We start from the raw sequence: 17,624 nt of genomic DNA on the forward strand, positions 1-17,624 counted from the left end.
CCGTTCACCCGTAGATCTTTCAGACCTTCGAAAGAGAATTACAGATCATGGCGAACTTCACCGCCGCTGACGTCAAGAAGCTCCGCGAGCTCACCGGCGCCGGCATGATGGACTGCAAGAAGGCCCTGGAAGAGGCCGACGGCAGTGTCGACAAGGCCGTCGAGACGCTCCGCGTCAAGGGTCAGAAGGGCGTCGCCAAGCGCGAGGGCCGTTCGGCCGAGAACGGCGCCGTCATCTCTCTCATCTCCGACGACAAGACCTCCGGCGTCCTTCTCGAGCTGAAGTGCGAGACGGACTTCGTCGCCAAGGGCGACAAGTTCCAGGCCGTCGCCAACACGCTCGCCGCCCACGTCGCCGCGACGTCCCCGGCCGACCTGGCCACGCTGCTCGCCTCCGAGATCGAGGCCGGCAAGACCGTCCAGGCGTACGTGGACGAGGCGAACGCGAACCTGGGCGAGAAGATCGTCCTGGACCGCTTCGCGCAGTTCACCGGCGGTTACGTGGCCGCGTACATGCACCGCACCATGCCCGACCTCCCGCCGCAGGTCGGCGTTCTGGTCGAGCTGGACAAGGAAGACGCCCAGGTCGCCAAGGACGTCGCGCAGCACATCGCGGCCTTCGCGCCGAAGTACCTCAACCGCGACGAGGTCCCGGCCGAGACGGTCGAGAAGGAGCGCCGCGTCGCCGAGGCCACCTCGCGCGAGGAGGGCAAGCCCGAGGCCGCCCTTCCGAAGATCATCGAGGGTCGCGTCAACGGCTTCTTCAAGGAGAACGTCGTTCTGGAGCAGGCTTTCGCGAAGGACAACAAGAAGTCCGTCCAGAAGATTCTGGACGAGGCCGGCGTCACCCTGAAGCGCTTCTCGCGCATCAAGGTCGGCGTCTGAGTCCGTACGCGATCAACCAAAGACCCCGATAGGGTCGGAGGCAGTCGCTCGCGTGTGCCTGACGGCATTACTTCGCAGGCGGCCGGGCGACCGCAGATCTGACGAGGAGGCCATTGCCGCACAGGGAACCGTAAGGACCCCGGCAATGGCCTTCTTCGTATGTGCACGAGGAGATCTCCATGGAACAGGCCGACAAGAGCGTCGAGAAGAGCGACGACGGCAAGAAGCGACGCTTCATGCTGAAGCTGTCCGGTGAGGCGTTCGCCGGCGGAGGGGCGCTCGGAGTCGACCCCGACGTCGTCCACGCCATCGCCCGCGAGATCGCCGCCGTCGTCCGCGACGGCGCCCAGATCGCGGTCGTCCTGGGCGGCGGAAACTTCTTCCGCGGCGCCGAACTCCAGCAGCGCGGCATGGACCGGGCCCGCTCCGACTACATGGGCATGCTCGGTACGGTCATGAACTGTCTGGCTCTCCAGGACTTCCTGGAGAAGGAAGGCATCGACTCCCGCGTGCAGACGGCCATCACCATGGGCCAGGTCGCGGAGCCGTACATCCCGCTGCGCGCCGTACGCCACCTGGAGAAGGGCCGCGTGGTCATCTTCGGCGCGGGTATGGGCATGCCGTACTTCTCCACCGACACCACAGCCGCCCAGCGCGCCCTGGAGATCGACGCCCAGGCGCTGCTGATGGGCAAGAACGGCGTGGACGGGGTGTACGACTCCGACCCCAAGACCAACCCCGACGCGGTCAAGTTCGACGCGCTCGAATACAGCGAGGTCATCGCCGGGGACCTGCGTGTCGCCGACATGACCGCGATCACGCTGTGCCAGGACAACCGGTTGCCGATCCTTGTCTTCGAATTGCTGAAGGAAGGCAATATCGCGCGCGCGGTCAAGGGTGAGAAGATCGGCACACTCGTGAGCGACCAGGGCACCCGGAGCTGATCCCGGGCTGCCCCGCACGGGGAGGATGGACAAAGCCCTGCCGGTCGGACACCGTGCAGGACAAGACGCGACGCAGGTTCCGCCGGCCGGCAAGCATGCCGGGCCCACCAAGACACGCAGGAGCAAGTGGTGATCGAAGAGACCCTCCTCGAGGCCGAGGAGAAGATGGAGAAGGCCGTCCTGGTCGCCAAAGACGACTTCGCCGCGATCCGCACCGGGCGTGCGCATCCGGCGATGTTCAACAAGATCGTGGCGGACTACTACGGTGCCCTCACCCCGATCAACCAGCTCGCCTCGTTCGCCGTACCCGAGGCGCGGATGGCTGTGGTGACCCCGTTCGACAAGAGCGCGCTGCGCAACATCGAGCAGGCCATCCGGGACTCCGACCTCGGCGTCAACCCGAGCAACGACGGCAACATCATCCGGGTGGTGTTCCCCGAGCTGACCCAGGACCGCCGCAAGGAGTTCATCAAGGTCGCCAAGACCAAGGCGGAGGACTCGAGGATCTCGATCCGCGCCGTACGCCGCAAGGCCAAGGAGACGATCGACAAGCTGATCAAGGACGGCGAGGTCGGCGAGGACGAGGGACGCCGCGCCGAGAAGGAGCTCGACGACACCACCGCGAAGTACGTCGCACAGGTGGACGAGCTGCTCAAGCACAAGGAAGCCGAGCTGCTCGAGGTCTGATGAACGACTCTTCCCGGGGGGCCTCGCCGACAGCCGGTTACTGGGGACCGACCGACCAGGGGGCCGCCCCGGCGGGTCCCGCATACGATGAGCATCCCGCACAGCAGACTCGGCCCATGCCCATCGTGCCCGACGAACCCGCGAACGGCGGGGACCAGAATGACGACCGGGGGGCTGCTCGGCCGGGCGGCCCCCTGTTCCGTGACGAGACTCCGCAGGAGCCCATGGCCGTCCCCCCGCCGTCCCCGCCGAAGAAGCGGGCCGGTCGTGATCTGCGTGCGGCCATAGGGGTCGGTGTCGGGCTCGGCGCGGTGGTCGCCGCGTCGCTCTTCATCGTCAAGGCCGTGTTCGTCGGCGTCATCGCGATCGCCGTGGTCGTGGGGCTGTGGGAGCTCACCTCACGGCTCGACGAGAAGAAGGGCATCAAGGCACCACTCGTGCCGCTGGCGGTGGGTGGCGCCGCGATGGTCGTCGCCGGATACGCGCGCGGCGCGGAGGGCGCCTGGGTCGCGATGGCCCTCACCGCGCTCGCCGTGCTGATCTGGCGGATGACGGAGCCGCCCGAGGGTTACCTCAAGGACGTCACCGCAGGGGTCTTCGCCGCGTTCTACGTACCGTTCCTGGCGACCTTCGTCGCGATGATGCTCACGGCGGGAGACGGCTCGCAGCGCGTGCTGATGTTCCTCGTGCTGACCGTCGTCAGCGACACCGGCGCGTACGCCGTCGGCTGGCGCTTCGGTACGCACAAGCTCGCGCCGCGCATCAGCCCCGGCAAGACCTGGGAGGGGCTCGGCGGCGCCGTCACCTTCGCGATGGTGGCCGGCGCGCTCCTGATGGAGTTCCTGATCGACGGCGGTGCCTGGTGGCAGGGGCTGCTGATCGGTCTGGCCGTCGCGGCCAGCGCCACGCTCGGCGACCTCGGCGAGTCCATGATCAAGCGCGACCTGGGGATCAAGGACATGGGCACGCTGCTGCCGGGGCACGGCGGGATCATGGACCGGCTGGACTCGCTGCTGCCCACGGCGCCGGTGGTCTGGCTGCTTCTGGTGCTCTTCGTGGGGTCCTGACGGGCAGGGCCCCGGCAGAGCACAGGGGGCTTCCTGTCAAGGCACACGGGCGGCTGTGGCCGGTACGGCACCGGGCGCCCAGTACGGGGCGCCGGCGGTCGTGGAGCGCGCAGCAGAGGAGGGGGTACGTCGCCCACGGGGCGGCGGCCCCCTTTCCCATGTCACCGCATACGGGGAACGGGCCACGGGGCGCCGTCTGCGACACTGGACGGACCATGCCTGCACCCGGAGAACTCACTTTCGTCGCGCCGCGCGGAGCCAAGAAGCCCCCGCGGCATCTCGCCGACCTCACCCCCGCCGAGCGCCGCGAGGCCGTCGCCGCCATCGGAGAGAAGGCGTTCCGCGCCAAGCAACTGTCGCAGCACTACTTCGCGCGCTACGCGCACGACCCCGAGCAGTGGACCGACATCCCGGCCGCCGCGCGGCAGAAACTCGCGACGGAACTGCTGCCCGACCTGATGTCGGTGGTGCGGCACATCTCGTGCGACGACGACACGACCCGTAAGACGCTCTGGCGGCTGCACGACGGCACCCTCGTCGAGTCCGTGCTGATGCGCTATCCCGACCGGGTCACCATGTGCATCTCGTCGCAGGCAGGCTGCGGGATGAACTGCCCCTTCTGCGCGACCGGCCAGGCCGGTCTGGACCGGAACCTGTCCACCGCGGAGATCGTCCACCAGATCGTCGACGGGATGCGTGCCCTGCGCGACGGTGAGGTCGCCGGCGGCCCTGCGAGACTCTCCAACATCGTCTTCATGGGCATGGGCGAGCCGCTCGCCAACTACAAGCGCGTCGTCGGCGCGATCCGCCGACTCACCGATCCTGAGCCGGACGGTCTGGGTATCTCGCAGCGAGGGATCACCGTCTCGACGGTCGGGTTGGTGCCCGCGATGCTGCGCTTCGCCGACGAGGGCTTCAAGTGCCGGCTCGCGGTCTCCCTGCACGCTCCCGACGACGAACTGCGCGACACCCTGGTGCCGGTCAACACACGCTGGAAGGTGCGGGAGGTGCTGGACGCCGCGTGGGAGTACGCGGAGAAGTCCGGCCGCCGGATCTCCATCGAGTACGCCCTGATTCGCGACATCAACGACCAGGCGTGGCGGGGCGACCGGCTCGGCAGGCTCCTCAAGGGCAAGAGGGTGCACGTCAACCTGATCCCGCTCAACCCCACTCCCGGCTCGAAGTGGACGGCGTCGCGCCCGGAGGACGAGAAGAAGTTCGTCGAGGCGATCGCGGCACACGGCGTACCGGTGACCGTACGCGACACACGGGGCCAGGAGATCGACGGTGCGTGCGGACAGTTGGCCGCCACGGAGCGCTAGTGCGGCCTGGGGGTAACCTTGGCCCGAAACACATTGCATATTTTCCGACAGGGGAGCGCCACAGCGCTGAGAGTGCGGCACATGTCCGTGAGAACGGGCAGCGGCCGCAGACCCTCTGAACCTTGCCCAGGTCATTCTGGGTAGGAAGTTCGGACATCACTCAAGCTGTTGCGCCCTGCCCGGGGACCGGTCCGCGCCAGCGGCCCGCCCCGGGTGGGGCCGCGTCTTCTCCTGGACATCCCAGGAGGAAAACCAGTGGGTACCATCCGTATCCGTACCGGCGCCAGAAGCGCGGCGTCCGCCGCGATCGCCGCGGCGATCGGCGTCGCCACCCTTGCCGCGTGCGGCGGCTCCGACGGCTCCGCGTCGTCCGGCGACGGGGGGAGCGACGGTACGAAGTCCAAGACCGTCACCCTTGTCAGTCACGACTCGTTCAACGCCTCCCCCGCGGTGCTGAAAGAGTTCACCAAGGAGACCGGCTACACCGTCAAGGTCCTGAAGAGCGGTGACGCCGGCGAAGCACTCAACAAGGAGATCCTCACCAAGGGATCACCCCAGGGCGACGTGTTCTTCGGCGTCGACAACACCCTGCTCTCCCGCGCACTCGACAATGGCCTGTTCACTCCGTACGAGGCAAAGGGCCTGGACCGTGTCGACGCGAGCGCGCGGCTCGACAAGGAGAAGCACCGGGTGACACCGGTCGACACCGGCGACATCTGCGTCAACTATGACAAGAAGTACTTCGCGGACAAGAAGCTCGCGCCGCCGCAGTCCTTCGACGACCTGATCAAGCCCCAGTACAAGAACCTCCTCGTCACCGAGAACGCCGCGACGTCCTCGCCCGGTCTCGGCTTCCTCCTGGGCACCGTCGCGCGCTACGGGGAGGAGGGCTGGCAGGACTACTGGAAGAAGCTCAAGGCCAACGGAGTCCAGGTCGTCGACGGCTGGGAGCAGGCGTACAACGAGAGCTTCTCCGGCTCCGCGGGCGGCGAGAAGGCCAAGGGCGACCGGCCGCTGGTCGTCTCGTACGCCTCCAGCCCGCCCGTAGAGGTGCTGTACGCGAAGCCGCAGCCCCAGCAGGCCCCTACGGGGGTCGCCACCGGGACCTGCTTCCGGCAGACCGAGTTCGCCGGGCTGCTCGACGGCGCGAAGAACGAGGCCGGTGGCAAGGCGCTGCTGGACTTCCTGATCAGTGAGAAGTTCCAGGCGGACATGCCGCTGAACATGTTTGTCAATCCGGTGGCCAAGGGCGTCGCTCTCCCCGAGCTCTTCACGAAGTTCGGCGCGACGGTCGACCGGCCCGAGACCGTGGCGCCCGACCGGATCGCCGCCAACCGTGAGCAGTGGATCCAGTCGTGGTCGGCACTCGTAGTGAAGTAACCACCGAGGACGAGGGCTGGGCCGTGGAGGACGGCCGGACCCGGCGGGGCGTCCTGCGACGACGGGGCGGCGAACAGGGCGACGTACGGGGCGGTCTGTTGACCTCTTCGCGGTGCCGGGAGCGGCGGGCGCGGCGGCGCGGGCACGGAGGCGCCGTACGCCTCGCTCTCATGGCCGGGCCCGTCGCTTTCTTCGCCGTCTTCTTCGCCTACCCCGTGGCCGCGATCGTCGGGCGCGGCTTCACGACGGACGGTGCGTGGCAGTTCGGCCGCGTCGGCGACGTACTGAGCCGCCCCGACATCCTCGGCGTCCTCTGGTTCACCACATGGCAGGCGCTCGCCTCCACCGTGCTCACCCTGCTGATCGCCCTGCCGGGCGCCTATGTCTTCGCGCGCTTCGCCTTCCCGGGCAAGCAGCTTCTGCGCGCCGTGGTCACCGTGCCGTTCGTGCTGCCCACTGTCGTCGTCGGCACCGCCTTCCTGGCGCTGCTCGGACGCGGTGGACTCCTCGACGAACTGTGGGGCGTACGGCTCGACACCACTGTCTGGGCGATCCTGCTCGCTCATGTCTTCTTCAACTACGCGGTGGTCGTACGCACCGTGGGCGGCCTGTGGTCGCAGCTCGACCCGCGCCAGGAGGAGGCCGCGCGCGTACTGGGCGCCGGGCGTCTCGCGGCGTGGTGGCGCGTGACGCTGCCCGCGCTCGCTCCGGCCGTCGCGGCCGCCGCGCTGATGGTCTTCCTCTTCACCTTCACCTCTTTTGGCGTCGTGCAGATTCTCGGTGGCCCCGGCTTCGCCACCCTTGAGGTCGAGATCTACCGGCAGACCGCGCAACTCCTCGATCTGCCCACCGCCGCCGTGCTGACGCTGGTGCAGTTCGCGGCGGTCGGCGTGATCCTCGCCGTTCACGCCGGAACCGTACGGAGGCGGGAGACCGCCCTCAGGCTCGTCGACCCCGAGCAGACCGCGCGTCGACCGCGCGGCGCCGGGCAGTGGGTGCTGCTGGGCGGCGTACTCGCGACGGTCGCACTGCTGATCCTGCTGCCGCTGGCGGTGCTCGTAGAGCGCTCCCTCGACGGCCCTGGCGGCTACGGCTTCGCCTACTACCGGGCGCTCGCCTCGGTGGACGCGAGCGGCGGCACCTTCCTCGTGCCGCCGCTGGAGGCCATCTGGAACTCGCTGCGGTACGCGCTGGTCGCCACGGCCATCGCGGTGGTGGTCGGCGGCCTGGCCGCAGCCGCGCTGACCCGCCGCGCCGGACGCCTCGTACGGGGCTTCGACGCGCTGCTGATGCTGCCGCTCGGCGTCTCCGCCGTGACCGTCGGCTTCGGCTTCCTGATCACGCTCGACAAGCCGCCGCTGGATCTGCGGGCCTCATGGATCCTGGTGCCGCTCGCCCAGGCGCTGGTGGGCGTTCCCTTCGTCGTACGGACCATGCTGCCGGTGCTCCGTGCGGTGGACGGGCGGCTGCGCGAGGCGGCAGCCGTCCTCGGAGCGTCCCCGCTGCGGGCCTGGCGGGAGGTCGATCTGCCGCTGGTACGGCGGGCCACGCTCGTGGCGGCAGGGTTCGCCTTCGCCGTCTCGCTCGGTGAGTTCGGCGCGACGGTCTTTATCGCGCGCCCCGACCGGCCGACGCTCCCGGTGGCCGTGGCACGGCTGCTGGGCCGACCCGGCGAGCTCAACTACGGGCAGGCGATGGCGCTGTCCACGGTTCTGATGGTGGTGTGCGCCGTGTCGCTGCTGGCGCTGGAACGTATCCGTACCGACCGCGCGGGAGAGTTCTGATGTCCTTGCTGACCCTGTCGGACGTCACGGTACGGTTCGGCACCGCGGCGCACGCCGCGCTCGACGCGGTCGATCTGGAGATCGCCGAACACGAGATCGTCTGCGTTCTCGGGCCGAGCGGCAGTGGCAAGTCGACCCTGCTGCGCGTCGTGGCCGGTCTCCAGGCACCGGACGGGGGGCGAGTGTCCCTCGACGGTGCCGACCAGACCGGCGTGCCGGTGCACCGGCGTGGCGTCGGCCTGATGTTCCAGGACCACCAGCTCTTCCCGCAGCGCGACGTGGCGGGCAACATCGCCTTCGGCCTGCGGATGCGCGGCGCGTCACGCGACGAGCAGGCCCGGCGGGTCGAGGAACTGCTCGGACTCGTGGGCCTGCCAGGGGCCGGACGGCGGGCCGTCGCGGCACTCTCGGGCGGCGAGCAGCAACGGGTCGCCCTGGCCCGGGCGCTCGCGCCGCGGCCGCGGCTGCTGATGCTGGACGAGCCGCTCGGCCAGTTGGACCGGAGCCTGCGCGAGCGTCTCGTCGTCGAACTGCGCGGCCTCTTCGGACGGCTGGGGACGACGGTACTCGCCGTCACTCATGACCAGGGAGAGGCGTTCGCGCTCGCCGACCGCGTCGTGGTGATGCGCGACGGCCGTATCGCGCAGAGCGGCAGACCACTGGAGGTCTGGCAGCGGCCAGCCTCCGCGTTCGTGGCACGGTTCCTCGGCTTCGACAACATCGTGAGCGCGACCGTGGGCGACGGGGCCGCGGACACGGCGTGGGGCAGGATCCCGGTGCCGGACGGATCCGCGCAGGGAGAACGGCTGCTGCTGGTGCGCCCGGCCGGGGTACGACTGGTCGACGCGACGCAGGGCCTGCGCTGCACTGTCGAGGCCCGTACCTTCCGGGGCAGCAGCGTCGCCGTGCTGCTGCGCCCCGAACGGGGCGAGGACGGATCCGTCCTGGAGGCCGAGTGCGGGCTGCACGCCGCTCCCGCGGAGGGCGCCACGGTGGGGGTCGTCTTCATCCGCGAGGATGTGGTGGTCCTGGAAGAGCGGGAGGAGCACCCCGTACCGGAGGAGCGCTCCGTGCCAGGGATCCACGCGTAGAGCAGGCGCGCCCCCTACGGGGCGCGCGGGGCATGAAGGCCGCAGGAGGCAGCGGCGGCGGGACTGCCGGTGCCGACCGGCGACTCGGGCGGCGCGGCCGACGCAGTGCGCGACGGCGAGACGGGACACGTCGTGGACGGTCGTCGCGTCGGGGAAGTGGCCGACCGGCTCGTACGACTGCTCCGTGACCCCGAGACCGCCCGTGAGACGGGACCGAAGGGCCACGACCGGGTTCGGACGGAGGGGGACCGGGTCCGTTCGTACGAGCGACTTGCCGCTCTCCTGGGGTGAACCGACGGCGCCCTGCCCTCAGCTGGCGGAGAGCCTGGCGAGCGCCGCGGGGGCCTCGTCCACCGAGTCGACGAGTGTGATCCGAGCTTCCATCGGGCGTTCCTTCGCCAGTGCTTGGAGCAGCGGCCACGTCGGGAAGCGCTCGGTCCAGTGGGCGCGGTCGACCAGGACCATCGGGGTCGGTTCGCCGCGCGACTCGTAGTAGTTCGGCGTCGCGTTGTCGAAGATCTCCTGGACGGTGCCCGCCGCGCCGGGCAGGAACACCACGCCCGCGTTGGAACGGGCCAACAGGCCGTCCTCACGGGTCGCGTTGGCGAAGTACTTCGCGATGTGGCCCGCGAAGGCATTGGGCGGCTCGTGTCCGTAGAACCAGGTGGGGATGCCGATGGAGTCCTCGCCCTTCGGCCAGCGCGCCCTGACGTCGAAGGCGGCCCGCGCCCACGCCGAGACCGAGGGAGCGAACGACGGCACCTCGGAGAGCACTTCTAGAGCCTTGTCCAGCATCTCGTCCGGGTGCGAGGCGGCGTACGCGCCGAGGTTCGCGGCCTCCATGGCGCCGGGGCCGCCACCGGTGGCCACGGTCAGTCCCGTACGAGTGAGGGCGCGGCCCAAGCGCGCCGCGCCGGCGTACGCGTCGGTGCCCCGCGCCATGGCGTGGCCTCCCATGACGCCGACGACGCGCGCGCCGGTGACGAGTTCGTCCAGGGCGTCCGAGATCGCGTCGTCGTGCACCGAGCGCAGCATGGACGCGAATATGTCGCCGTCGGCCTTGGTCCGCTGGAACCAGGCGTAGGCACGGGCGTCGGGCGTGGCCTCGTAGCCGCCCCCCGTGAGGCCCTCGAAGAGCTGGTCGGGGGAGTACAGGAACCCTCGATAGGGATCGAACGGCAGGTTGGGCACGGGCGGGAAGACCATGGCACCGTCGGCGCGCACCTTCTCCGCGGCGTCGGGCTCCATGGGGCAGCCGAGGAAGACGGCATCGGTGGTGTCGGTACGGAGAAGCTCCGGCGTACGGGCCGTCAGATCGACGGACTGCACCCGGTATCCGCGGAGCGTCCCCGCGGCATGTACGGTGCGGTCGAACTCGTCGAGGGACTCGATCTCGCGGTCCTGGCGGTACGCGGTGGGCTGCTCGTCGTTCGACATGGGCTCACGATAGGGGATCCCTTCGAGCCCGGTCCGGGAGGCCGGTGAGATGGCTGCCGAGGCGAGCCCGGCGAGACGGTGCGGTGCGACGGGGCGGGATCGTGGACGCACCGTGGGTCCGTGCGCGCCGTACGGGGCGGCGTCGCGGAGTGCTCGGCCGCACCGTACGCCGCGGTGGGCGGCGCGTTCCCGCGGGCCGGCCCTGGCGGCAAGGGCGCCGCCCCTGCCGCCGGGGTACGTGTTGGTCGGCTGCCCCCCCACTTCTCTCGCGCCGTCGACTACCCCCGCACAGCCCGCGCCCCGTGGCGCGGCGTGTCCGTCGGCTTTGCTCCTATCTGGACAGCGGAATCGCGGCGAGCGTCGCCACGGCCCAGGTCAAGGGCGTGAAGACCGCGACCACCGCGGCCGTTCTCACCATCACCGTCGTGCGGAGCAGTGAGGCCGGCGTACCCGCGAGGCGGAGGTTCTCGGTGACAGATGCCCGCGCCTGCCGTGCTTCCAAGGTCGCGATCAGCACAGTGGCCGCCGTACACCCGATGACAAGGGTCGCGCCGAGAGCGGTGAGCGGACCGAAGGGGCGCTCGTCGGCGGGGCCGTACAGGGACGCCGCGGCGAACGTACCCGACAGCACGGCGCACAGCACACCCAATGGGCGGCCGATACTTCGGGACTCCGCCATCAGGATCCGTCCCGCGAGCAGCCGGAGCGCGCCGGGGCGCATGACCTGGAGCAGCCAGCCGCAGAGGTACATCACGCCTGGACCTGCCAGCGCCAGGCCGACGGCGGTCAGTGACCAGCCTGCCAGGACCGCGGCGGGGCTGCCGTCGAACTGACCGGGCAGTGGCATCGCGGAGCCGCCTCCGTCCCGGCTCGCGTACGTCTCGACCGCGAGGCCGACCGCCGTGAGCGCGACGCCCCAGGGCAGCCCGCTCGGCGCGGTCGCGGGATAGGGCGCAGCGACGAGCGGGGGCACCGTCATGGGCGCCGGTGCGGACACCGGCGCTGACGTGGACGCAGGCACTGGGGAGGTCGACGAGGTGGACGTGGACGTGAGTACCGCTACGGAGCCGTCCGCGGCGGGTGAGACACCATCCGCGTCCGGTGTGTCCGGGACGGAGACGGAGACGGCCACGGGGGAGGCCCCGTCGCCGGCACCTGCCCCTGCTCGGACTCTCGGAGCGACCCGTACAGCCCCTGCGGCCTTCGCCTCGACGTATCCGCGGCGCCGTAGCACGAGAGCCGTCGCCACGACCGCCACGACCGGAGTGGCCCCCAGCAGGGTGAACACCGCGCCGAGTGGCAGCGGCCGCCCCGCGGCCAGCAGTTCCGCCGCTTCGCCGTCGAAGGGCATGCCCGTCAGATCGCCGCGCAGATGCAGGAAGAGCAGCAGTGCCACCGAGCTGCCCAGTGTGCAGGAGATCGCTGTGGACGTCGCCGCCAGTACCGTGAGCCGCGCCGGGCCGAGGCCCACCGCGGACAGCCCCGACCGTGCGCGGGTGCGCGGCTCGGCACGCGCCACCGCCACGGCCAACTGCACCGCCGCCGCGAGCGGGATCAGACACCAGACCAGCCGGATCGGCGACCCCGCAGGGTGGCCCATCGCCCAACCGAGTGTGCACAGCAACAGGAAGCCGACACCCGCCGACGCCGCGACGACCAGCAGCCGTCGGAACAGGACGAGGGGGTGCGTGCCGCGGCCTAGACGGAGAGCGAGCACGCCGCCCGGCCTTCCGCCTCGGACGATCGCGGCGAGTTGTCGCGCCGTCCGTCGATCAGGGTGACCGTGCGGTCGGCGACCGTCGCGATCTCCGCGTCCAGAGTGGCGAGGACAACGGTGATCTGGTGCGAACGCGCCGCAGTGGTCAGCGTACGGAGCACCTGTGCCCGGTCCGTACGGTGCAGCGGCGCGGTCGGCTCGTCGGCGAAGACGACCGAGGGCTCCGTGACCAGGGCACGCGCGACGGCGACACGCTGCTGCTGGGCCCGGAAGAGGGCGTACGGCCGCTTGCGGGCGCAGGCGCCGACATCGAGGCGCTCCAGCCACTCCAGCGCGGCGGTCTTGGCGGCACGGTGCGGCGTACCGCGCATCAGCAGGGGCAGGGCCGCGTTCTCCCACGAGGTCAGTTCGGGAACGAGAGCCGGCTCGGGGCCGATCCACCCGAAGCGGTCGCGGCGCAGCCGCTCCCGCAGCACCGGGCTCATGGTGTGGACCGGCGAGCTGTTGAACCAGACCTCGCCCTCCTGCGGGACCAGTTGCCCCGACAGGCACTGGAGCAGCGTCGTCTTGCCGCTGCCGCGCGGACCGTTCACGGCGAGGATCTCGCCCTCGCGCACGCCGAGTGAGACCCCGTCGAGGGCGGGTGATCCGTTGTGGGAGTGGTTCAGGGAACGCGCCCAGAGCACGTCGTTGTCCGGCGGGGCCACCATGGCGTACACCTCGTGTTCTGATCGGATGTGGGTGCGCCTCGGCGCTTCCCTGCCATCCGTCGTCCGGCGGAACGAGGACGGCGACGATCGGTCATGGGGCACGCTAGGTTTTCGGGCCGGGGAGTGCGGACAGCACAGGCCCAGGTGGCGCCCTATCTCACCCGAAAGGGGGCACACCCGGCTGCTTGTTCGAAGCTGTACGGGTTGTATGGCGCCGTACGGGGCGAGCGCGGTGAGCACGGCGGACAAGGCTCCCGGGTACCTCCTGCTCCGGGTGGGCCCCGTGCCGTCCGCTCAGAGCTTCGTCCACGCCTCCGTGAGTACGGACCGGAGGATGCCCTCGATCTCGTCGAACGTGGACTGGTCGGAGATCAGTGGCGGCGCGAGCTGCACCACGGGGTCACCCCGGTCGTCGGCGCGGCAGTACAGCCCGCTGTCGTACAGCTTCTTGGAGAGGAAGCCGTACAGGACACGCTCCGTCTCCTCGTCCGTGAACGTCTCCTTCGTGGCCTTGTCCTTCACCAGTTCGATGCCGTAGAAGAAGCCGTTGCCGCGGACGTCGCCCACAATGGGCAGGTCGTGGAGCTTCTTCAATGTGCCGAAGAACGCGCCCTCGTTGTCGAGCACATGCCGATTGAGGCCCTCCCGCTCGAAGATGTCGAGGTTGGCGAGGCCGACCGCCGCCGAGACCGGGTGACCGCCGAACGTATAGCCGTGCAGGAACGTGTTGTCGCCCTGGTAGAACGGCTCGGCGAGCCGGTCGGAGACGATGCAGGCGCCGATCGGGGAGTAGCCCGACGTCATCCCCTTGGCGCAGGTGATCATGTCGGGTATGTAGTCGAACTTGTCGCAGGCGAACATCGTGCCGAGCCGGCCGAAGGCACAGATGACCTCGTCGGAGACGAGCAGGACGTCGTACCGGTCACAGATCTCGCGAACCCGCTGGAAGTAGCCGGGCGGCGGGGGGAAGCAGCCACCCGCGTTCTGCACCGGCTCCAAGAAGACCGCCGCGACCGTCTCGGGCCCTTCGAAGAGGATCTCCTGCTCGATCTGGTCGGCCGCCCAGCGTCCGAACGCCTCCGGATCGTCCCCGTACAGCGGGGCGCGGTAGATGTTGGTGTTCGCGACCTTGTGCGCGCCCGGGACGAGCGGCTCGAACGGTGCCTTCAGGGCGGGCAGTCCGGTGATGGACAGTGCCCCCTGCGGCGTGCCGTGGTAGGCGACGGCGCGCGAGATGACCTTGTACTTGGTCGGCTTGCCCGTCAGCCTGAAGTACTGCTTGGCCAGCTTCCACGCGGTCTCGACCGCCTCGCCGCCGCCCGTGGTGAAGAAGACCTTGTTGAGATCGCCGGGGGCGTAGTGGGCGAGCCGTTCGGCGAGTTCGACGGCCTTCGGGTGGGCGTACGACCACACCGGGAAGAAGCCCAGGTCCTGGCCCTGCTTGTAGGCGGCCTCGGCCAGTTCGTGCCGGCCGTGGCCGGCGTTGACCACGAAGAGCCCCGAGAGCCCGTCCAGGTAGCGCTTGCCCTGGTCGTCGTAGATGTAGGTGCCCTCGCCCCGCACGATGGTGGGCACGGGTGCGTTCTCGTACGACGACATGCGGGTGAAGTGCATCCACAGATGGTCGTACGCGGTCTTGGAGAGGTCCTTGCTCACGGCTATCGGGTTCCCCACATGTAGGTCTGCTTCTTCAGCTTCAGATAGACGAAGCTCTCGGTGGAGCGCACGCCGGGGAGTGCGCGGATCCGCTTGCTGATCACTTCCAGCAGGTGGTCGTCGTCCTCGCAGACGATCTCCACCATCAGGTCGAAGGAGCCCGCGGTCATCACCACGTACTCGCATTCCGGCATCTCCGAGAGCGCGTCCGCGACGGTGTCCAGGTCGCCCTCGACATTGATGCCGACCATTGCCTGGCGCCGGAAGCCGACGGTGAGCGGGTCGGTGACCGCGACGATCTGCATCACTCCCTGATCGAGCAGCTTCTGAACGCGCTGGCGTACGGCCGCCTCGGAGAGGCCGACCGCCTTGCCGATCGCGGCGTACGGGCGGCGTCCGTCCTGCTGAAGCTGTTCGATGATCGCGAGCGAAACGGAGTCGATCGACGGCGAGGAACCGTTCCCGGTCCTGGGCTCCGGCCCGGAGTGTGCCTGTGGGGTTGTCCGGGAGTCCGTCTTCGATTTTTTTCTGGAGTCTGTGCTACGGCTGGCCACGCGATTCACTGTGCACCGCGAGTCGCCCGTATCGCAACCCCGGATCGATGAAATTCGTTGTTCAAGAGGTTCAATCTCACCGAATCCGAAGATGCGGGGGGTCGGGTCTGTTGAAAGCGTCGATCGAGCGATTAGGGTGGGTGTCTCACCCATCGGACATCTGACAGGGAGGGGTGGCAGTGACCACCGAGCTGCGCCGGCTGCGTAACTACATCAACGGGGAGTTCCGGGACGCCGCTGACGGGCGGACCATCGAGGTGATCGACCCGACCACGGGCGACGCGTACGCCACGTCCCCGCTCTCGGGGAAGGCCGATGTCGACGCAGCCATGGAGGCCGCTGCCGCCGCCTTCCCGGCCTGGCGGGACACCACACCGGCCGAGCGTCAGAAGGTCCTGCTGAAGATCGCGGACGCCTTCGAGGAGCGCGCGGAGGACCTGATCGCCGCCGAGTCCGAGAACACGGGCAAGCCGATCGAGCTCACCCGCACCGAAGAGATCCCGCCGATGGTGGACCAGATCCGCTTCTTCGCGGGCGCCGCCCGCATGCTCGAAGGCCGGTCGGCCGGGGAGTACATGGACGGTTTCACCTCCATCGTGCGGCGTGAGCCGGTCGGTGTCTGCGCGCAGGTCGCGCCGTGGAACTACCCGATGATGATGGCCGTGTGGAAGTTCGCGCCGGCGCTCGCCGCGGGCAACACCGTCGTGCTCAAGCCGTCGGACACCACCCCCGCGTCGACGGTGCTGATGGCCGAGATCATCGGTGCCATCGTCCCCAAGGGTGTCTTCAACGTCATCTGCGGCGACCGCGACAGCGGCCGCGCCATGGTCGAGCACCCGACGCCCGCGATGGCCTCCATCACCGGCTCCGTACGGGCGGGGATGCAGGTCGCCGAGTCGGCGGCCAAGGACGTCAAGCGGGTCCATCTGGAGCTGGGCGGCAAGGCGCCGGTCGTCGTCTTCGAGGACGTCGACCTGGCGAAGGCCGTCGAGGACATCGCGGTGGCGGGGTACTTCAACGCGGGGCAGGACTGTACGGCGGCTACGCGGGTTCTCGTCCACGAGTCGATCCACGACGAGTTCGTGACGGCGCTGGCGAAGGCGGCGGCCGACACGAAGACGGGCACGCCGGACGACGAGGACGTGCTCTACGGGCCGCTCAACAACGCCCAGCAGCTTCAGCAGGTCTCCGGCTTCATCGAGCGGCTGCCGGCGCACGCGCGGGTCGAGGCGGGTGGCCACCGGGTCGGCGAGAAGGGCTACTTCTACGCCCCGACCGTCGTCTCCGGCCTCAAGCAGGACGACGAGATCATCCAGAACGAGGTGTTCGGCCCGGTCATCACCGTCCAGTCCTTCACGGACGAGGCGCAGGCTCTGCAGTACGCCAACGGTGTGGAGTTCGCCCTGGCCTCGTCCGTGTGGACGAAGGATCACGCGCGGGCGATGCGGATGTCGAAGGCTCTGGATTTCGGCTGCGTGTGGATCAACACGCACATTCCGTTGGTCGCGGAGATGCCGCACGGAGGCTTCAAGAAGTCGGGTTACGGCAAGGACCTCTCGGCATACGGCTTCGACGACTACACGCGCATCAAGCACGTGATGACGTCGCTGGACGGCTGACCCTCTCCACAATGGGTTGCGGGACGCCGGCCCGGCGCGGGCGTCCCGCGCGGCGGATGGGCTCGGGCGCGTCGCGTACGTGGTGTGTCCGTCCCTCCTTCGCGCCGTACGGGGGGACGGGGGAGGAGGCGCGGGTGAACTTCCGTATACGAGCTGACGTTTGCGGCAGACTTGGCGGTGATCAGCGACAGTGACCGCACAGATGTCAGCGCCGCCGTCACCTTGGGGCTCCTTGTCGCGTGGATGGTGCACGACGCGGAGGAACTGGCTACGGGGCCCGGCTGGGTCCGGGCGAATCTGCCTGCCCTGCGCGAGCGCTTCCCTGCCGTTCCGGAGCGCCTCTGGCACGCGCTCGGGTCGGTCGACGAGCACGAGTTCGCAGGGGCCGTGGGAGTGATGGGCACGATCGTCGCTGCCGCCGCCGTGACAGGGCGGCGCACCGGCGGGCGGTCCGGTTTCTATCAGGGTGCGTTGGACGGCTTCGGCCTGCACGGGCTCGTCCATATCGCCCAGGCGGTGGCCGTACGCGGTTACACCCCCGGATCCGTCACCTCGCCGCTGCTCGTCGTACCGTTCACGCTCTGGGCGCGGGGGAGGCTGCGGTGCGCCGGCATCCTCAGGCCCACTCGGGCACGCGACGTGGCGGCCGGGCTGGCGCTGGCCGCAGGCGCCACCGTGTTCTCGCACTCCGTCGCGCGGCACGTTGTCGGCGGAAGGTGGCGCCCGCTCTGCTGAGTGGCGCGTTCGCCGACGGAGCCCGCGGCGTACGCCA

At 69.6% G+C, this 17,624-nt stretch carries 15 protein-coding genes, 1 pseudogene and 1 riboswitch; of the genes and pseudogenes, 11 read left to right on the forward strand and 5 right to left on the reverse strand.

Features of this window, described 5'->3' with window-relative positions; all coding sequences use genetic code 11:
* Positions 1 to 47 precede the first annotated feature (47 nt).
* From tsf to ACFTZC_RS23020, 9 genes and pseudogenes are all read left to right on the forward strand, one after another.
* The gene (tsf, locus tag ACFTZC_RS22980) at positions 48 to 884 is read left to right on the forward strand and encodes a translation elongation factor Ts (protein ID WP_382892531.1); all 837 of its coding nucleotides are present in this window, start codon (positions 48 to 50) and stop codon (positions 882 to 884) included.
* A 179-nt stretch (positions 885 to 1,063) separates the two neighbouring features.
* Entirely contained in the window at positions 1,064 to 1,828 is a 765-nt protein-coding gene (gene pyrH / locus ACFTZC_RS22985; RefSeq protein WP_382892533.1) for a UMP kinase, read from the forward strand.
* 129 nt (positions 1,829 to 1,957) lie between these two features.
* Positions 1,958 to 2,515 (forward strand): ribosome recycling factor, encoded by a 558-nt coding sequence (frr, locus tag ACFTZC_RS22990; protein ID WP_351393766.1) that lies wholly within the window; start codon positions 1,958 to 1,960, stop codon positions 2,513 to 2,515.
* Positions 2,515 to 3,582 carry a phosphatidate cytidylyltransferase gene (locus ACFTZC_RS22995; protein WP_382892536.1) on the forward strand — a complete coding sequence of 356 codons (1,068 nt, stop codon included), beginning with the start codon at positions 2,515 to 2,517 and terminating at the stop codon, positions 3,580 to 3,582. The genes frr and ACFTZC_RS22995 overlap by 1 nt, the downstream gene beginning before the upstream one ends.
* 215 nt (positions 3,583 to 3,797) lie before the next feature.
* Entirely contained in the window at positions 3,798 to 4,904 is a 1,107-nt protein-coding gene (gene rlmN, locus ACFTZC_RS23000; RefSeq protein WP_365814126.1) for a 23S rRNA (adenine(2503)-C(2))-methyltransferase RlmN, read from the forward strand.
* A 39-nt stretch (positions 4,905 to 4,943) separates the two neighbouring features.
* A riboswitch (TPP riboswitch) is annotated at positions 4,944 to 5,069 on the forward strand.
* Between the two features lie 90 nt (positions 5,070 to 5,159).
* The gene (locus tag ACFTZC_RS23005; protein WP_382892538.1) at positions 5,160 to 6,284 is read left to right on the forward strand and encodes a thiamine ABC transporter substrate binding subunit; all 1,125 of its coding nucleotides are present in this window, start codon (positions 5,160 to 5,162) and stop codon (positions 6,282 to 6,284) included.
* A 170-nt stretch (positions 6,285 to 6,454) separates the two neighbouring features.
* Positions 6,455 to 8,068 carry an ABC transporter permease gene (locus tag ACFTZC_RS23010; protein ID WP_382892674.1) on the forward strand — a complete coding sequence of 538 codons (1,614 nt, stop codon included), beginning with the start codon at positions 6,455 to 6,457 and terminating at the stop codon, positions 8,066 to 8,068.
* Positions 8,068 to 9,159, forward strand: coding sequence for an ABC transporter ATP-binding protein (locus ACFTZC_RS23015; protein ID WP_382892540.1), 1,092 nt, complete (start codon positions 8,068 to 8,070; stop codon positions 9,157 to 9,159). Before ACFTZC_RS23010 ends, ACFTZC_RS23015 begins: the two co-directional genes overlap by 1 nt.
* 45 nt (positions 9,160 to 9,204) lie before the next feature.
* Positions 9,205 to 9,450 (forward strand): annotated as a pseudogene (locus ACFTZC_RS23020) (glycosyltransferase); the annotation flags it as partial.
* Positions 9,451 to 9,468: 18 nt separating this feature from the next.
* On the opposite strand, the gene ACFTZC_RS23025 reads toward ACFTZC_RS23020, so the two are convergent.
* The 5 genes from ACFTZC_RS23025 to ACFTZC_RS23045 all read right to left on the reverse strand — a co-directional run bounded on the left by ACFTZC_RS23025 (position 9,469) and on the right by ACFTZC_RS23045 (position 15,233).
* Positions 9,469 to 10,596, reverse strand: a complete 1,128-nt coding sequence (locus ACFTZC_RS23025) for an LOG family protein (RefSeq protein ID WP_382892542.1) — start codon at positions 10,594 to 10,596, stop codon at positions 9,469 to 9,471.
* Between the two features lie 331 nt (positions 10,597 to 10,927).
* Positions 10,928 to 12,313, reverse strand: a complete 1,386-nt coding sequence (locus ACFTZC_RS23030) for a hypothetical protein (protein ID WP_382892544.1) — start codon at positions 12,311 to 12,313, stop codon at positions 10,928 to 10,930.
* Positions 12,295 to 13,023 carry an ABC transporter ATP-binding protein gene (locus ACFTZC_RS23035; protein ID WP_382892546.1) on the reverse strand — a complete coding sequence of 243 codons (729 nt, stop codon included), beginning with the start codon at positions 13,021 to 13,023 and terminating at the stop codon, positions 12,295 to 12,297. Before ACFTZC_RS23035 ends, ACFTZC_RS23030 begins: the two co-directional genes overlap by 19 nt.
* A gap of 294 nt (positions 13,024 to 13,317) precedes the next feature.
* A complete protein-coding gene (locus tag ACFTZC_RS23040; RefSeq protein ID WP_382892548.1) occupies positions 13,318 to 14,697 on the reverse strand; it encodes an aspartate aminotransferase family protein in 1,380 nt (459 codons plus the stop codon).
* Positions 14,682 to 15,233: an Lrp/AsnC family transcriptional regulator gene (locus ACFTZC_RS23045; RefSeq protein ID WP_382892550.1), complete on the reverse strand. Its 552-nt coding sequence runs from the start codon at positions 15,231 to 15,233 to the stop codon at positions 14,682 to 14,684. The genes ACFTZC_RS23040 and ACFTZC_RS23045 overlap by 16 nt, the downstream gene beginning before the upstream one ends.
* A gap of 179 nt (positions 15,234 to 15,412) precedes the next feature.
* Between ACFTZC_RS23045 and ACFTZC_RS23050 the strand changes: the two genes are divergently transcribed.
* Positions 15,413 to 16,852, forward strand: a complete 1,440-nt coding sequence (locus tag ACFTZC_RS23050) for a gamma-aminobutyraldehyde dehydrogenase (protein WP_382892552.1) — start codon at positions 15,413 to 15,415, stop codon at positions 16,850 to 16,852.
* Between the two features lie 177 nt (positions 16,853 to 17,029).
* Entirely contained in the window at positions 17,030 to 17,587 is a 558-nt protein-coding gene (locus ACFTZC_RS23055) for an HXXEE domain-containing protein (RefSeq protein ID WP_382892554.1), read from the forward strand.
* The last annotated feature ends 37 nt before the right edge of the window (positions 17,588 to 17,624 follow it).

Origin of the sequence: Streptomyces sp. NPDC056987 (genome assembly GCF_042673865.1) — a bacterium.
Taxonomy (GTDB): Bacteria; Actinomycetota; Actinomycetes; order Streptomycetales; family Streptomycetaceae; genus Streptomyces.